General features: G+C 65.5%; 10 protein-coding genes, 2 rRNA genes and 1 pseudogene. 10 read left to right on the top strand and 3 right to left on the bottom strand.

What is annotated here, in order from left to right; genetic code table 11:
• Window positions 1-51: 51 nt before the first annotated feature.
• Window positions 52-2145 carry a serine/threonine-protein kinase gene (locus QF037_RS21335; RefSeq protein ID WP_307027593.1) on the bottom strand — a complete coding sequence of 698 codons (2094 nt, stop codon included), beginning with the start codon at window positions 2143-2145 and terminating at the stop codon, window positions 52-54.
• A 179-nt stretch (window positions 2146-2324) separates the two neighbouring features.
• Here QF037_RS21335 and QF037_RS21330 point away from each other — a divergent pair, with 179 nt between their 5' ends.
• From QF037_RS21330 to QF037_RS21310, 5 genes are all read left to right on the top strand, one after another.
• Window positions 2325-2654, top strand: coding sequence for an SH3 domain-containing protein (locus QF037_RS21330; protein ID WP_307027591.1), 330 nt, complete (start codon window positions 2325-2327; stop codon window positions 2652-2654).
• Window positions 2655-2683: 29 nt separating this feature from the next.
• Window positions 2684-3025: a hypothetical protein gene (locus QF037_RS21325; RefSeq protein ID WP_373463782.1), complete on the top strand. Its 342-nt coding sequence runs from the start codon at window positions 2684-2686 to the stop codon at window positions 3023-3025.
• A gap of 46 nt (window positions 3026-3071) precedes the next feature.
• Entirely contained in the window at window positions 3072-3380 is a 309-nt protein-coding gene (locus QF037_RS21320; RefSeq protein ID WP_307037284.1) for an SH3 domain-containing protein, read from the top strand.
• A 123-nt stretch (window positions 3381-3503) separates the two neighbouring features.
• Window positions 3504-4010, top strand: coding sequence for an EamA/RhaT family transporter (locus QF037_RS21315; protein WP_307027589.1), 507 nt, complete (start codon window positions 3504-3506; stop codon window positions 4008-4010).
• Between the two features lie 70 nt (window positions 4011-4080).
• Window positions 4081-4842 (top strand): class I SAM-dependent methyltransferase, encoded by a 762-nt coding sequence (locus QF037_RS21310; protein WP_307027586.1) that lies wholly within the window; start codon window positions 4081-4083, stop codon window positions 4840-4842.
• A 28-nt stretch (window positions 4843-4870) separates the two neighbouring features.
• Here QF037_RS21310 and QF037_RS21305 read toward each other — a convergent pair.
• Window positions 4871-5392, bottom strand: a pseudogene (locus QF037_RS21305) (SulP family inorganic anion transporter); the annotation flags it as partial.
• 150 nt (window positions 5393-5542) lie between these two features.
• Between QF037_RS21305 and QF037_RS21300 the strand changes: the two are divergent.
• From QF037_RS21300 to proC, 3 genes are all read left to right on the top strand, one after another.
• A complete protein-coding gene (locus QF037_RS21300) occupies window positions 5543-6355 on the top strand; it encodes an ABC transporter ATP-binding protein (RefSeq protein ID WP_307027584.1) in 813 nt (270 codons plus the stop codon).
• Window positions 6352-7140, top strand: coding sequence for an ABC transporter permease (locus QF037_RS21295; RefSeq protein WP_307027582.1), 789 nt, complete (start codon window positions 6352-6354; stop codon window positions 7138-7140). Before QF037_RS21300 ends, QF037_RS21295 begins: the two co-directional genes overlap by 4 nt.
• Before the next feature lie 99 nt (window positions 7141-7239).
• The gene (gene proC / locus QF037_RS21290) at window positions 7240-8052 is read left to right on the top strand and encodes a pyrroline-5-carboxylate reductase (protein WP_307027580.1); all 813 of its coding nucleotides are present in this window, start codon (window positions 7240-7242) and stop codon (window positions 8050-8052) included.
• Between the two features lie 67 nt (window positions 8053-8119).
• Here the strand turns inward: proC and trpS are convergent, their stop codons facing one another.
• A complete protein-coding gene (gene trpS / locus QF037_RS21285) occupies window positions 8120-9139 on the bottom strand; it encodes a tryptophan--tRNA ligase (RefSeq protein ID WP_307027578.1) in 1020 nt (339 codons plus the stop codon).
• 841 nt (window positions 9140-9980) lie between these two features.
• Here trpS and QF037_RS21280 point away from each other — a divergent pair.
• A 16S ribosomal RNA gene (locus QF037_RS21280) occupies window positions 9981-11506 on the top strand.
• Between the two features lie 314 nt (window positions 11507-11820).
• Window positions 11821-14944 (top strand): 23S ribosomal RNA (locus QF037_RS21275).
• Together the 16S and 23S rRNA genes form the textbook arrangement of a ribosomal RNA operon.
• Window positions 14945-15022: the final 78 nt, after the last annotated feature.

Genomic DNA, 15022 nt, shown 5'->3' with positions numbered 1-15022 from the left:
CCTCAGGATTCTGCCGCGAGGGCCGTCTCTTCGGAGGCGGCCCTTTCCGTGTCACCAGGCCGAGGGGTTGCGGGCGTTCACGGAGAAGACGGTGCCGTCGGGGGCGGAGGCGTAGATGTGGGCGTTGGCGGTGAGGGGTTCGGGCAGTGCGGGTGGCACCCGGTCCGCGTTCGCGCCGAGTCGCGGTGGCGTCTGCCCGAGCAGGTCTCCGTCAGCGGCGGACACGGCGAGCAGCCGCCCGTCGGGGGCCGTGACGTACACATGGTCACCGTCGGCGACCGGCGTCGACCCGCGGGGCACGGCTGTCTCGAGCTGCCACAGCCGCTTCCCCGTGCCCAGATCGAATGCCTCCAGCGAACCACCAGCGGCCACGAGGTAGACGCGGTCTCCGTACACGCCGGCGTGGACGCCCTCGCGTGTGACAGGCAGTGCCACCCGACGGGACTTCTCGGACTCCGGGGTATAGCGGACCACCGCGCCCGTGTCGTAGTACACCGTGTCGAGGGAGAGGAAGTAGACGGACCCGTCGCCGGAGCCCACGGGCTGGAGGCCTCCCTCCAAACGTGCCGCCCAGCGCACCTCACCCGTGCCCGGATCCACCGCGGAGACCCGCGTGCTCGACCCGTCGTCCGACATGGTCGTCGCGTACATCGACGGATCACCCGCGAACGAGGCGAGAGACGGGGACTTCTGGCCCGACATCCGACGGCTCCACCTGGTGTCCCCCGACGCGGAGTCCACGCCGGTGAGGCGTCCGTCGGCATGGCCGAGCAGGAGCATGTCGTCGGCGTACCCCATGCTGGTGTGCGTGGGCAGGTCCCGCTGCCAGCGCGTCATTCCCGACTCGGGGTCGAGCGCCTCCACTCGATGTTCCTCGTCGGTGGTGACCTGCACGAGTCCGCCCGAGAGGACGGGGGGATCGACCCTGCGCGCCTTGGCGACGGAGCGGCGCCACAGCAGGGTGCCGTCGGAGGGCGAGAGGGCGTAGACCTCGCCGGGCTGGGCGCAGAGCAACTTGTCGTCGCCGTAGGAACATTGGGGTGTGCCGGCGTCCTCTGACACCGGACTTGCCTCCCACGTGCCGGAACCGGGCGACGAGGTCGCAGGGCCGGCGCTCGACGCGGGGCGCGTGTCGTCGGGGAGCAGCTGCATCGAGGCGAAAACGCCTCCCGCGATCAGCCCGACTGCTCCGGCCAGCACGGCCGACCGCCTGCGGAAACGCGCGGCGGGCCGCCGCCCGGGCCCGTCGGCACGCGGTTCCGCTCTGGGCTCGTCGCCGGTTCGCTGCGCCGGTATGAACGCCTGCGTGTCGTACGAAGCCGCCACCGACCGCAGTTCCCGCATCAACTCATCGGGAGTCGGGCGGTCTTCGGGCTCCTTGGCAAGACACCGCACGATGAGCGGGGCGAGATTCTCCGGTACGCCGGTCAGGTCGGGCTCGTCGTGTACGACCTGGTAGGCGACGACGTACGGGCTGTCGGAGTCGAACGGCCCCCGTCCCGTGGCCGCGTGGACCAGCACGGAACCCAGGGCGAAGATGTCGGCGGCCGGCCCGACCTCCCGCGGCCTGCGGAACTGCTCGGGGGCCATGAACGGCGGAGTGCCGATCAACTTCCCAGTCTCGGTGCGCAGTTCACTGTCCTTTGGCCGGGAAATGCCGAAGTCGATGACCTTCGGCCCGTCCTCGGCGAGCAGGACATTGCTCGGCTTGAGGTCCCGGTGCACGACGCCGACCCTGTGAATGTCGCGCAGCGCCTCGGCCAGTCCGGCCATGAGGCGGCGCAACTGGGCAGGAGCCATGGGCCCGTTCCGCTTCACTTCCTGGGCGAGAGTCGGCCCGGGAATGAACAGCGTGGCCATCCACGGCCGTTCAGCATCCGGATCGGCATCGACGACGGGCGCGGTAAAGGCACCGCTCACCCGCCGAGCCGCGGCGACCTCCTGCCGGAACCGACCCCTGAACTCAGGATCCTTGGCGAATTCGGTGTGTACGACCTTCACCGCAAGCGTCATCCCGGACGCGCTCTGTGCGCGATGCACGACGCCCATTCCGCCGGAACCGAGACGGGACTCCAGACGGTAGTGGCCGGCGTACTCCGGAAGTTCCGCTTCCGCGCCCGCTCCGGTGTTGTGCTGCGGCGCCATGGAACCACCCCCGTGCTGTTCGTCCGCGCGCGCGACCCACGGAGCCTAGTCGATGACTCGTACGAGACAGAGGCGGCTTGCTAGTCTCCGTGCGCGAGTTGCGTACATGTGTTTCATGGCGTGATTCAGGGAATCAACGGTCCCCATGGGAGTCATGGGGTCCAACGGGGGAGGCCTTCATGTCTGTTGAGCGTGTCGAAGAGATAGACGGCGGCGCCGAGAGCGATGCCGTGACCACGGCTGCCGCCACCGCTGCAACCCTGCGCTACTACTCGGTCGCGCCGGGCGTCCGGCTCAACGTACGCAGCGGGCCCAGCACTTCGTACCGGGTCGTCCGTGTGCTGGCAGAGGGGGCCAAGGTGCCGATCTGGTGCCAGACCCCGGGCCAGAACATCACCGGCCCGTACGGCACGTCGAACATCTGGGACAACATCGACGACGGCCAGTACGTCTCGGACGCCTACGTGAACACCGGCAGCGACGGCTACGTGGCCTCGCACTGCGCCTGATCCTCAACACCACCACTCGAGGAACACCAGTGAGATCTCTGAGACGCCGAGCCGTCCTGCTCGCGGGCGCCACCGGCGCCTTCCTCATGGCCATGTCGCCCGTGGCCGAGTCGGCGACCCTGCGCTACTACGACGTGGCGCCCGGCTATCGCGTGAACGTCCGCAGCGGTCCGGGCACCAACTACACCATCGTCCGGCAGCTCCTCGAGGGCGCCAAAGTCCCGATCTGGTGCCAGACCCCGGGCACGACCGTCACCGGTCCGTACGGCACGTCGAACATCTGGGACAACATCGACAACGGCGAGTACATCTCGGACACGTACGTGCACACCGGCAGCGACGGCTACATCCGCCCCCGCTGCTCCCTCTGACCCACCCCTGAGGACTCCCATGTCATCCCTCAAGCGCAGATCCGTCATGCTCGCCGGCCTCACCGGAGCCTTCCTCATGGTCGGCGCCGCACACGCCGAGGCCGCGGTCCGCTACTACGACACAGCCCCGGGCTATCGCCTGAACGTCCGCAGCGGTCCGGGCACCGGCTACACCATCGTCCGTGTCCTCTCCGACGGCGCCAAGGTCCCGATCTACTGCCAGAGGCCGGGCGAGACGGTGACGGGCCCGTACGGCACGTCGAACATCTGGGACAACATCGACAACGGGGAGTACGTCTCGGACACGTACGTGCACACCGGCAGCGACGGCTACGTAGCGGCCCGCTGCTCCTGACCTCCCGTGCCAGGCCACCGTCGCGGTACTCCCCGAGGCCGCGACGGTCGCCCTCGCCCGGGTTCGTGACCAGCGCAGCGCACCCCCTCGGAGCCCGCGGCCACCCGGAGCCATAATCGACGCGTGAGCGACGACAACGGCACCCAGGAAACCCCCGCGGGCTCCGCACCCGCCCCCCGCCCCGAACCCCTCCGCTTCTTCGGCACGACCTGGGTCGACCACGACAACGGCTACCCGGCCCGCCGCATCGGCGCCGCCGCCGGCTCCCTCGCCGCCGCCGTCGGCTCCTGCCTCGTGCTCCGCTTCGCCTTCCAGGGTCTCCAGATCGCGGACATCGGCAGCTTCGTCACCCTCCTCATGGTCGTGATGTTCGCGATCTGCAGCGCCCTCGCCTTCCGTCACACCTGGGAGGGCTTCACCAAGCGCGCGGACCCCGACCGCCAGGCCTCCCTCCGCGGCCTGCTGGCCATCGGCTTCGTCGGCTCCCTCCTCGCCTACTTCGTCCGCTCCCTCTTCGAGGCCCCGGGCGAGAAGCTCCACCGCGAGGAGTACGACACCGCCCGCAAGCGGTACGAGAAGCGCGCCACCCGCCGCACCGGCAACCCGTCGAAGAAGCGCCGCCGCTCCTAGCCGGAAGCCGGACCCCGCCTCACACCGAAAAAACACCGCCCCCTTCGCCGAACCCGGCCACCATGGCCGTATGACGGCTCCCTCGCACACCGCCCGCGCCCATTCCTTCAACGCGGCCGCAGCCCAGTACGCGGCGAACCGCCCCTCCTACCCGCCCGCCCTCTTCGACGCCGTCGAGGACCTTGCCGGCCGCCCCCTCACCGGCTCCCGCGTCGTGGACGTCGGCGCCGGAACCGGCATCGCGACCGCCCTCCTGCACGCCCGCGGCGCCGACGTGCTCGCGGTCGAACCCGGCGACGGAATGGCCACCCAGTTCCGCCGGACCCACCCCGACATCCCGATCGTCCGCGGCAACGGCAACACCCTGCCCCTCGCCGACGACTCCGCCGACTTCCTCACCTACGCCCAGGCCTGGCACTGGACCGACCCGAACCTCGCCATCCCGGAGGCCGTCCGCGTCCTGCGCCCGGGCGGCGCGCTCGCCCTGTGGTGGAACACCGACGCCCTCGACGTGCCCTGGCTCGCCGAGGCCGCCGAACGCATCGGACGCCACTTCGAGGTGAACATCCACGAGGAGAAGCGCAACGTCAACGCCCGTGCCGTCGACCCCGCCGACCGCCTCGACTTCACCCGCCGCGAGGTCCGCTGGAGCCGCCGCATCCCCGTCGACACCCACATCGCCAACATCGCCAGCCACTCGACCTTCCTGGTGGGCGACGAGGAGGAGAGCGCCGCCTTCCTCGCCGAGGAGCGCGCCCACCTGATGCGGGCCTTCCCGGACGGCATCGTCGAAGAGGTCTACGACGTCATCCTGCTGCTCGCCACGGCCTGAGCCGCACCGAGTCCTGCCGAGGGCCGTCTCACGGCGTCGCCCTCCCGCTCGCCGCCCACGCCTGGCCCCGCCCGGCGGCCCATCCCTCCAGGGCCGCCGCGCACGCATGGTCCAGATGCCGCGGCCCGCCCAGCTCCAGCCGCACCTCCCGGTCACGCGGCAGCGCCTCCAACGCGTCCAGCAGCTTCGGCAGCCGCAGGAACGTCGCATGCCCCAGCACCCGGACGACGATCCCCGCCTCGCCTCCGTCCTCGGTCTCCACCTGCACAAGGCTGGCGTCCCACGCGGCCTTCGCCACCGCCGGCGCCAACCCCAACAACACCCCCTCGAAGAGATTGCCGACGACGATCGCCGCCGCCGTCACCACCAGCACGACCACCTCCCCGCGATGCCCGCGCCACAGCACCCGCACCTCCCGCACCGGCACGAGCCTGCACCCGGCGGGCACCAGCAGCGCGGCCGGCGCCGCCACCGGACCCACCCCGAGCACCCCGGGCACGACGACCGCGAAGAGCAGCAGCCACACCCCGTGCAGCACCCGGGACGCCTTGAGTTGATCGCGCAGCCGCTTCCCGAGGCCATCGGAGGAATCCGGGAGCACGCGAACCGGACCACGCGCTTCCGATCACGTCGCCGCACGCTCGGGCCGCCGAACGGCATGGCTTGACTGAGCTCGTTCACGAGGAGCAGTATTCATCACATGATGAATTACTCCTCCGGCCCACCCGACACCGGCACACAGACCACCGAGAGCCCCGCCGTCCGAGCCGAAGGCCTCACCGTCGTCCGCGGCCCCCGCACCGTCCTGCGCGGCCTCGACTTCACCGTCCCGCGCGGCCAGATCACCGGCCTGCTCGGCCCCTCCGGATGCGGCAAATCCACCCTCATGCGCTCCATCGTCGGCACCCAGGCCAAGGCCACCGGCACCCTCGGCGTCCTCGGCCGCCCCGCCGGCCACCCCACCCTGCGCACCCGCATCGGCTACGTCACCCAAGCCCCCTCCGTCTACGACGACCTGACCGTCCGCCAGAACCTCGACTACTTCGCCGTGATCCTCGCCCCCGGCCACGCCGCCGCCGACCGCCGCCACTCCGACGTCACCCGCGTCATCGAAGACGTCGACCTCACCAGCCACGCCGACGCCCTCGCAGGAAACCTCTCCGGCGGCCAGCGCAGCCGCGTCTCACTCGGCGTGGCACTCCTCGGCACACCGGAACTACTGGTCCTGGACGAACCGACCGTCGGCCTCGACCCCGTCCTCCGCCGCGACCTGTGGAACCTCTTCCACGACATCGCCACGCAGCGCGGAGCGACCCTGCTCATCTCCTCCCACGTCATGGACGAGGCCGAGCGCTGCCACCGCCTCCTCCTCATGCGCGAAGGCGAGATCCTCGCCGACGACACCCCGGACGCCCTGCGCACCCGCACCGGCGCCGAGACCGTCGAAGCCGCATTCCTGCACCTCGTCGACGAGGCCGTGGCAGCCGGACACAAGAAGGAGACGACCCGATGAGCACGACGACCGCCACCACGACCGTCACCCCGGCCCCCACCAGCGCCCTCAGCGTCTCCCGCACCCTCGCCACCGCAGCCCGGGTACTGCGCCAGCTCCGCCACGACCCCCGCACCATCGCGCTGATGATCCTGATCCCCTGCGTGATGCTGTTCCTGCTGCGCTACGTCTTCGACGGCAGCCCGCGCACCTTCGACAGCATCGGCGCCTCCCTCCTCGGGATCTTCCCGCTGATCACGATGTTCCTGGTCACCTCCATCGCCACCCTGCGCGAGCGCACCTCCGGCACCCTCGAACGCCTCCTCGCCATGCCCCTGGGCAAAGGCGACCTCATCGCCGGCTACGCCCTCGCCTTCGGCATCCTCGCGATCATCCAGTCCGCCCTCGCCACCGGCCTCGCCGTCTGGTTCCTCGGCCTCGACGTCACCGGCAGCCCCTGGCTGCTCCTCCTGGTCGCCCTGCTCGACGCCCTCCTCGGCACCGCACTCGGCCTCTTCGTCTCGGCCTTCGCCGCCTCCGAATTCCAGGCCGTCCAGTTCATGCCGGCCGTGATCTTCCCCCAGCTCCTCCTCTGCGGCCTGTTCACCCCCCGCGACGACATGCACCCCGTCCTGGAGACCATCTCCGACGTCCTCCCGATGTCCTACGCCGTCGACGGCATGAACGAGGTCCTCAAGCACACCGACATGACCGCCGCCTTCGTCCGCGACGCCCTGATCGTGGCCGGGTGCGCGCTGCTCGTCCTCGCCCTGGGAGCGGCGACTCTGCGACGCCGCACCGCATAGCTGGCGCACGTCCCGCCAACCGGACAGCCGAGCCGCACACCCACCCCCGGTGCGAGGATGAACCCCGGACGACGCAACCCCCGGAGGGCACCCGCAGCCATGACCCAGAAAGTCGCAGTCCTCGGCACCGGCAAGATCGGCGAAGCCCTGCTCAGCGGAATGATCCGAGGCGGCTGGGCCCCGGCCGACCTCCTGGTCACAGCCCGCCGCCAGGAACGGGCCGAAGAGCTCCGCGCGCGCTACGGAGTCAAGCCGGTCACCAACGCCGAGGCCGCCAAGACCGCCGACACCCTGATCCTCACGGTCAAGCCGCAGGACATGGGCACCCTTCTGGACGAACTCGCCCCCCACGTCCCCGCCGGCCGCCTGATCATCAGCGGCGCGGCAGGCATCCCCACCTCCTTCTTCGAGGAGCGCCTCGCGGCGGGCACCCCGGTCGTCCGCGTCATGACGAACACCCCCGCCCTCGTCGACGAGGCCATGTCCGTCATCTCCGCCGGCACCCACGCCACCGCTGAGCACCTCGCCCACGCCGAGGAGATCTTCGGCGCCGTCGGCAAGACGCTCCGCGTCCCCGAGTCCCAGCAGGACGCCTGCACCGCCCTCTCCGGCTCCGGCCCGGCGTACTTCTTCTACCTGGTCGAAGCCATGACGGACGCCGGCATCCTGCTCGGCCTGCCCCGCGACAAGGCCCACGACCTCATCGTCCAGTCCGCGATCGGCGCCGCCACGATGCTCCGCGACAGCGGCGAACACCCCGTCAAGCTCCGCGAGAACGTCACGTCCCCCGCGGGCACCACGATCAGCGCCATCCGCGAACTCGAGAACCACGGCGTACGAGCCGCCCTCATCGCCGCCCTCGAAGCCGCCCGCGACCGCAGCCGCGAACTGGCCTCGGGCAACAACAGCTGACCACCCGCCGCCTCCTGCTCCAGCCACCTCATCAGGGGGCGGCGGCACCCGCCGTCCTCGCCGCGTCCTAGACGGTCACCGAGCTATCAGCGGCCGCCGGCAGCAGCCCGATCGCCCGGTACGCCGCATCGACGGTCGGCCGGGCCATCGCCCGAGCCTTCTGCGCACCATCCCGCAGCACCCCCTCCACATAGCCAGGATCCGCGCACAACTCCTTGTGCCTCTCCTGCACGGGCCTGAGCACCTCGACCACGGCCTCCGCGGTGTCCTTCTTCAAGGCGCCGTACGACTCATATACACCGCTCAGCGCCTTTGGGTTCCCACCCGTGCACGCCGCGAGGATCTCCAGCAGATTGGCGAGGCCCGGCCGGGCCGCCCGGTCATAGACGACGTCCCGCCCACTGTCGGTCACGGCCCGCATGACCTTCTTCCGCACCACGTCCGGCTCGTCGAGCAGATAGACGATCCCGGGGCCGGTGTCATCGCTCTTCCCCATCTTCGAGTGCGGCTCCTGCAGGTTCATCACCCGCGCGGCCACCTTCGGAGGCGTGGCCCGGGGCACCACGAACGTGTGCCCGTACCGCTGGTTGAACCGCACCGCGACGTCCCGCGCCAGTTCCACATGCTGAGCCTGGTCATCGCCCACCGGGACCTCGTCGGCCCCGTACGCCAGGATGTCCGCCGCCATCAGCACGGGATACGTCAGCAGCGACAGCCGCACGCTCCCGCCGCGCTCCCGCTCGCGCGCGGCCTTCTCCTTGTACTGGATCATCCGCCGCATCTCGCCGTCCGTGGCCACGCACTCCAGCAGATACGACAGTCGCGCGTGCTCATCCACATGACTCTGTACGAACACGGTGCACAGCTGCGGATCCAGCCCCGTCGCCAACAGCAACGTCGCCGCCTGCCTACTGAGCCGCCGCACCCGCGCCGGATCGTGCTCCACGGTCAGCGCGTGCAGATCGACGACACAGAACAGGGCGTCGGCCTGGTGCTGATCGACGGCTGCCCACCGCCGCATGGCGCCCAGGTAGTTCCCCAGCGTCAGATGCCCGGTCGGCTTGACCCCACTGAAGACTCGCGTCATCTCTTCTCCACCTCCTGGTCGAGACCGCCGTCCCCGACGGCCGGCCCTCAGGAGCTCTGGAGGGAGATACGAAAACGGCCGCCGAAGCGGCGGCCGTTGAGTGCATACGTAGGTCCGGCCGCCGTCAGGCGGCCCACCACTCCTGGGTGTACGTACGCGTCGTCATGCGGACCAGGCTACGCCGCCAGGGGCCCGTCCGGACGTGAGTTGACACTCCCCGCGCCGATACGTACTGTTCTCCGAGTTGTCCGACGTGAGCGCCGACTCCGGTCGGTCCCCGGACAGCCATTCCGCAAGTACCAACCTCTAGTCGACCGCAGTCGATCTGGCCGCTGTCTTCCTATTGGCATGCGTATTTGCGAAATGAGGAATCCGCGTTCGAAAGGACGCAGCCCCGATTAGCGCGGGGCCACGGATTCCGCTAAAGTCTCACTCGTCGGAACGGCCCAACAGCCGGGAAGGCAAGCCCCTCTGACTGGGAGTCAGGCCCGAAAGGATCTGATAGAGTCGGAACCGCCGGAAAGGGAAACGCGAAAGCGGGAACCTGGAAAGCACCGAGGAAATCGGAGCCGGAAACGGTCTGATAGAGTCGGAAACGCAAGACCGAAGGGAAAAGCCCGGAGGAAAGCCCGAGAGGGTGAGTACAAAGGAAGCGTCCGTTCCTTGAGAACTCAACAGCGTGCCAAAAATCAACGCCAGATTAGTTGATACCCCGTCTCCGGCCGTCATGGTCGTAGATGAGGTTCCTTTGAAGAAAAACACAGCGAGGACGCTGTGAACCATCGGCTTATTCCGCCGGTGGTTCCGCTCTCGTGTGTGTGCACCCGATTACGGGTAAACATTCACGGAGAGTTTGATCCTGGCTCAGGACGAACGCTGGCGGCGTGCTTAACACATGCAAGTCGAACGATGAACCACTTCGGTGGGGATTAGTGGCGAACGGGTGAGTAACACGTGGGCAATCTGCCCTTCACTCTGGGACAAGCCCTGGAAACGGGGTCTAATACCGGATACCACTACCGCAGGCATCTGTGGTGGTTGAAAGCTCCGGCGGTGAAGGATGAGCCCGCGGCCTATCAGCTTGTTGGTGAGGTAATGGCTCACCAAGGCGACGACGGGTAGCCGGCCTGAGAGGGCGACCGGCCACACTGGGACTGAGACACGGCCCAGACTCCTACGGGAGGCAGCAGTGGGGAATATTGCACAATGGGCGAAAGCCTGATGCAGCGACGCCGCGTGAGGGATGACGGCCTTCGGGTTGTAAACCTCTTTCAGCAGGGAAGAAGCGAAAGTGACGGTACCTGCAGAAGAAGCGCCGGCTAACTACGTGCCAGCAGCCGCGGTAATACGTAGGGCGCAAGCGTTGTCCGGAATTATTGGGCGTAAAGAGCTCGTAGGCGGCTTGTCACGTCGGGTGTGAAAGCCCGGGGCTTAACCCCGGGTCTGCATTCGATACGGGCTAGCTAGAGTGTGGTAGGGGAGATCGGAATTCCTGGTGTAGCGGTGAAATGCGCAGATATCAGGAGGAACACCGGTGGCGAAGGCGGATCTCTGGGCCATTACTGACGCTGAGGAGCGAAAGCGTGGGGAGCGAACAGGATTAGATACCCTGGTAGTCCACGCCGTAAACGGTGGGAACTAGGTGTTGGCGACATTCCACGTCGTCGGTGCCGCAGCTAACGCATTAAGTTCCCCGCCTGGGGAGTACGGCCGCAAGGCTAAAACTCAAAGGAATTGACGGGGGCCCGCACAAGCAGCGGAGCATGTGGCTTAATTCGACGCAACGCGAAGAACCTTACCAAGGCTTGACATACGCCGGAAAGCATCAGAGATGGTGCCCCCCTTGTGGTCGGTGTACAGGTGGTGCATGGCTGTCGTCAGCTCGTGTCGTGAGATGTTGGGTTAAGTCCCGCAACGAGCGCAACCCTTGTCCTGTGTTGCCAGCATGCCCTTCGGGGTGATGGGGACTCACAGGAGACCGCCGGGGTCAACTCGGAGGAAGGTGGGGACGACGTCAAGTCATCATGCCCCTTATGTCTTGGGCTGCACACGTGCTACAATGGCAGGTACAATGAGCTGCGAAACCGTGAGGTGGAGCGAATCTCAAAAAGCCTGTCTCAGTTCGGATTGGGGTCTGCAACTCGACCCCATGAAGTCGGAGTTGCTAGTAATCGCAGATCAGCATTGCTGCGGTGAATACGTTCCCGGGCCTTGTACACACCGCCCGTCACGTCACGAAAGTCGGTAACACCCGAAGCCGGTGGCCCAACCCCTTGTGGGAGGGAGCTGTCGAAGGTGGGACTGGCGATTGGGACGAAGTCGTAACAAGGTAGCCGTACCGGAAGGTGCGGCTGGATCACCTCCTTTCTAAGGAGCATCTAGGCCGCCAAGCTTGCTTGGTGGTCCAGGGCCATTACGCAGGCAAACGTTCTGCGGTGGTTGCTCAAGGGTGGAACGTTGATTATTCGGCACACTTGATCGTCTTCTCCTTCCAGTACTGCTCGTCAGAGCGTGGAACGTTGAGGGAAGCGGGAAGTGTGTCGGGCACGCTGTTGGGTGTCTGAGGGTATGGCCGTATCGGCTGCCTTCAGTGCCGGCCCCAGTGCACTCGAACCGGATGGTTCGGGGTGATGGGTGGCTGGTCGTTGTTTGAGAACTGCACAGTGGACGCGAGCATCTGTGGCCAAGTTTTTAAGGGCGCACGGTGGATGCCTTGGCACCAGGAACCGATGAAGGACGTGGGAGGCCACGATAGTCCCCGGGGAGCCGTCAACCAGGCTTTGATCCGGGGGTTTCCGAATGGGGAAACCCGGCAGTCGTCATGGGCTGTCACCCATACCTGAACACATAGGGTATGTGGAGGGAACGCGGGGAAGTGAAACATCTCAGTACCCGCAGGAAGAGAAAACAACCGTGATTCCGGGAGTAGTGGCGAGCGAAACCGGATGAGGCCAAACCGTATGCGTGTGAGACCCGGCAGGGGTTGCGCATTCGGGGTTGTGGGATCTCTCTTTTACAGTCTGCCGGCTGTGAGACGAGTCAGAAACCGTATGGATAGGCGAAGGACATGCGAAAGGTCCGGCGTAGAGGGTAAGACCCCCGTAGCTGAAATCTGTACGGCTCGTTTGAGAGACACCCAAGTAGCACGGGGCCCGAGAAATCCCGTGTGAATCTGGCGGGACCACCCGCTAAGCCTAAATATTCCCTGGTGACCGATAGCGGATAGTACCGTGAGGGAATGGTGAAAAGTACCGCGGGAGCGGAGTGAAATAGTACCTGAAACCGTGTGCCTACAAGCCGTGGGAGCGTCGCGCATTGAGTTTACTCAATGCGTCGTGACTGCGTGCCTTTTGAAGAATGAGCCTGCGAGTTTGCGGTGTGTTGCGAGGTTAACCCGTGTGGGGAAGCCGTAGCGAAAGCGAGTCCGAATAGGGCGATATAGTAGCGCGCTCAAGACCCGAAGCGGAGTGATCTAGCCATGGGCAGGTTGAAGCGGAGGTAAGACTTCGTGGAGGACCGAACCCACCAGGGTTGAAAACCTGGGGGATGACCTGTGGTTAGGGGTGAAAGGCCAATCAAACTCCGTGATAGCTGGTTCTCCCCGAAATGCATTTAGGTGCAGCGTCGTGTGTTTCTTGCCGGAGGTAGAGCACTGGATAGGCGATGGGCCCTACCGGGTTACTGACCTTAGCCAAACTCCGAATGCCGGTAAGTGAGAGCACGGCAGTGAGACTGTGGGGGATAAGCTCCATGGTCGAGAGGGAAACAGCCCAGAGCATCGACTAAGGCCCCTAAGCGTACGCTAAGTGGGAAAGGATGTGGAGTCGCACAGACAACCAGGAGGTTGGCTTAGAAGCAGCCACCCTTGAAAGAGTGCGTAATAGCTCACTGGTCTAGTGATTCCGCGCCGACAATGTAGCGGGGCTCAAGCGTACCGCCGAAGTCGTGTCATTTCAGCATGAGGGCCAACGCCCGCTGGGATGGGTAGGGGAGCGTCGTGTGCCGGGTGAAGCCGCAGCGGAAGCTAGTGGTGGACGGTTCACGAGTGAGAATGCAGGCATGAGTAGCGATACACACGTGAGAAACGTGTGCGCCGATTGACTAAGGGTTCCTGGGTCAAGCTGATCTGCCCAGGGTAAGTCGGGACCTAAGGCGAGGCCGACAGGCGTAGTCGATGGATAACCGGTTGATATTCCGGTACCCGCTGTGAAGCGTCAAACATCGAACCCATTAATGCTAAGGCCGTGAAGCCGTTCCGGACCCTTCGGGGAATGGAAAGTGGTGGAGCCGCCGAACCACGGTGGTAGTAGGTGAGTGATGGGGTGACGCAGGAAGGTAGTCCAGCCCGGGCGGTGGTTGTCCCGGGGTAAGGGTGTAGGCCGAGTGGTAGGTAAATCCGCCATTCATTAAGGCTGAGACCTGATGCCGAGCCGATTGTGGTGAAGTGGATGATCCTATGCTGTCGAGAAAAGCCTCTAGCGAGTTTCATGGCGGCCCGTACCCTAAACCGACTCAGGTGGTCAGGTAGAGAATACCGAGGCGTTCGGGTGAACTATGGTTAAGGAACTCGGCAAAATGCCCCCGTAACTTCGGGAGAAGGGGGGCCATCACTGGTGATCCGATTTACTCGGTGAGCTGGGGGTGGCCGCAGAGACCAGCGAGAAGCGACTGTTTACTAAAAACACAGGTCCGTGCGAAGCCGTAAGGCGATGTATACGGACTGACGCCTGCCCGGTGCTGGAACGTTAAGGGGACCGGTTAGTCCGACTTCGGTTGGGCGAAGCTGAGAACTTAAGCGCCAGTAAACGGCGGTGGTAACTATAACCATCCTAAGGTAGCGAAATTCCTTGTCGGGTAAGTTCCGACCTGCACGAATGGCGTAACGACTTCTCGACTGTCTCAACCATAGGCCCGGTGAAATTGCACTACGAGTAAAGATGCTCGTTTCGCGCAGCAGGACGGAAAGACCCCGGGACCTTTACTACAGTTTGATATTGGTGTTCGGTTCGGCTTGTGTAGGATAGCTGGGAGACTGTGAACTCTGGACGCCAGTTCAGGGGGAGTCGTCGTTGAAATACCAGTCTGGTCGTGCTGGATGTCTAACCTGGGTCCGTGATCCGGATCAGGGACAGTGTCTGATGGGTAGTTTAACTGGGGCGGTTGCCTCCTAAAGAGTAACGGAGGCGCCCAAAGGTTCCCTCAGCCTGGTTGGCAATCAGGTGTTGAGTGTAAGTGCACAAGGGAGCTTGACTGTGAGACCGACGGGTCGAGCAGGGACGAAAGTCGGGACTAGTGATCCGGCGGTGGCTTGTGGAAGCGCCGTCGCTCAACGGATAAAAGGTACCCCGGGGATAACAGGCTGATCTTCCCCAAGAGTCCATATCGACGGGATGGTTTGGCACCTCGATGTCGGCTCGTCGCATCCTGGGGCTGGAGTCGGTCCCAAGGGTTGGGCTGTTCGCCCATTAAAGCGGTACGCGAGCTGGGTTTAGAACGTCGTGAGACAGTTCGGTCCCTATCCGCTGCGCGCGCAGGAATATTGAGAAGGGCTGTCCCTAGTACGAGAGGACCGGGACGGACGAACCTCTGGTGTGCCAGTTGTTCTGCCAAGGGCATGGCTGGTTGGCTACGTTCGGGAGGGATAACCGCTGAAAGCATCTAAGCGGGAAGCCTGCTTCGAGATGAGTATTCCCACCCCCTTTGAGGGGTTAAGGCTCCCAGTAGACGACTGGGTTGATAGGCCGGATCTGGAAGCACGGTAACGTGCGGAGGTGACCGGTACTAATAGGCCGAGGGCTTGTCCTCAGTTGCTCGCGTCCACTGTGTTGGTTCTGAAACCACGAACAGCCCCATACCCGTAATCGGGTGTGGTGTGGCATGGTT

The sequence above is a fragment of the Streptomyces canus genome (assembly GCF_030815415.1).
Lineage (GTDB): Bacteria > Actinomycetota > Actinomycetes > Streptomycetales > Streptomycetaceae > Streptomyces > Streptomyces canus_F.
Note: the sequence above shows the minus strand (reverse complement) of the source record. Positions and strands in the feature narration are given on the sequence as shown.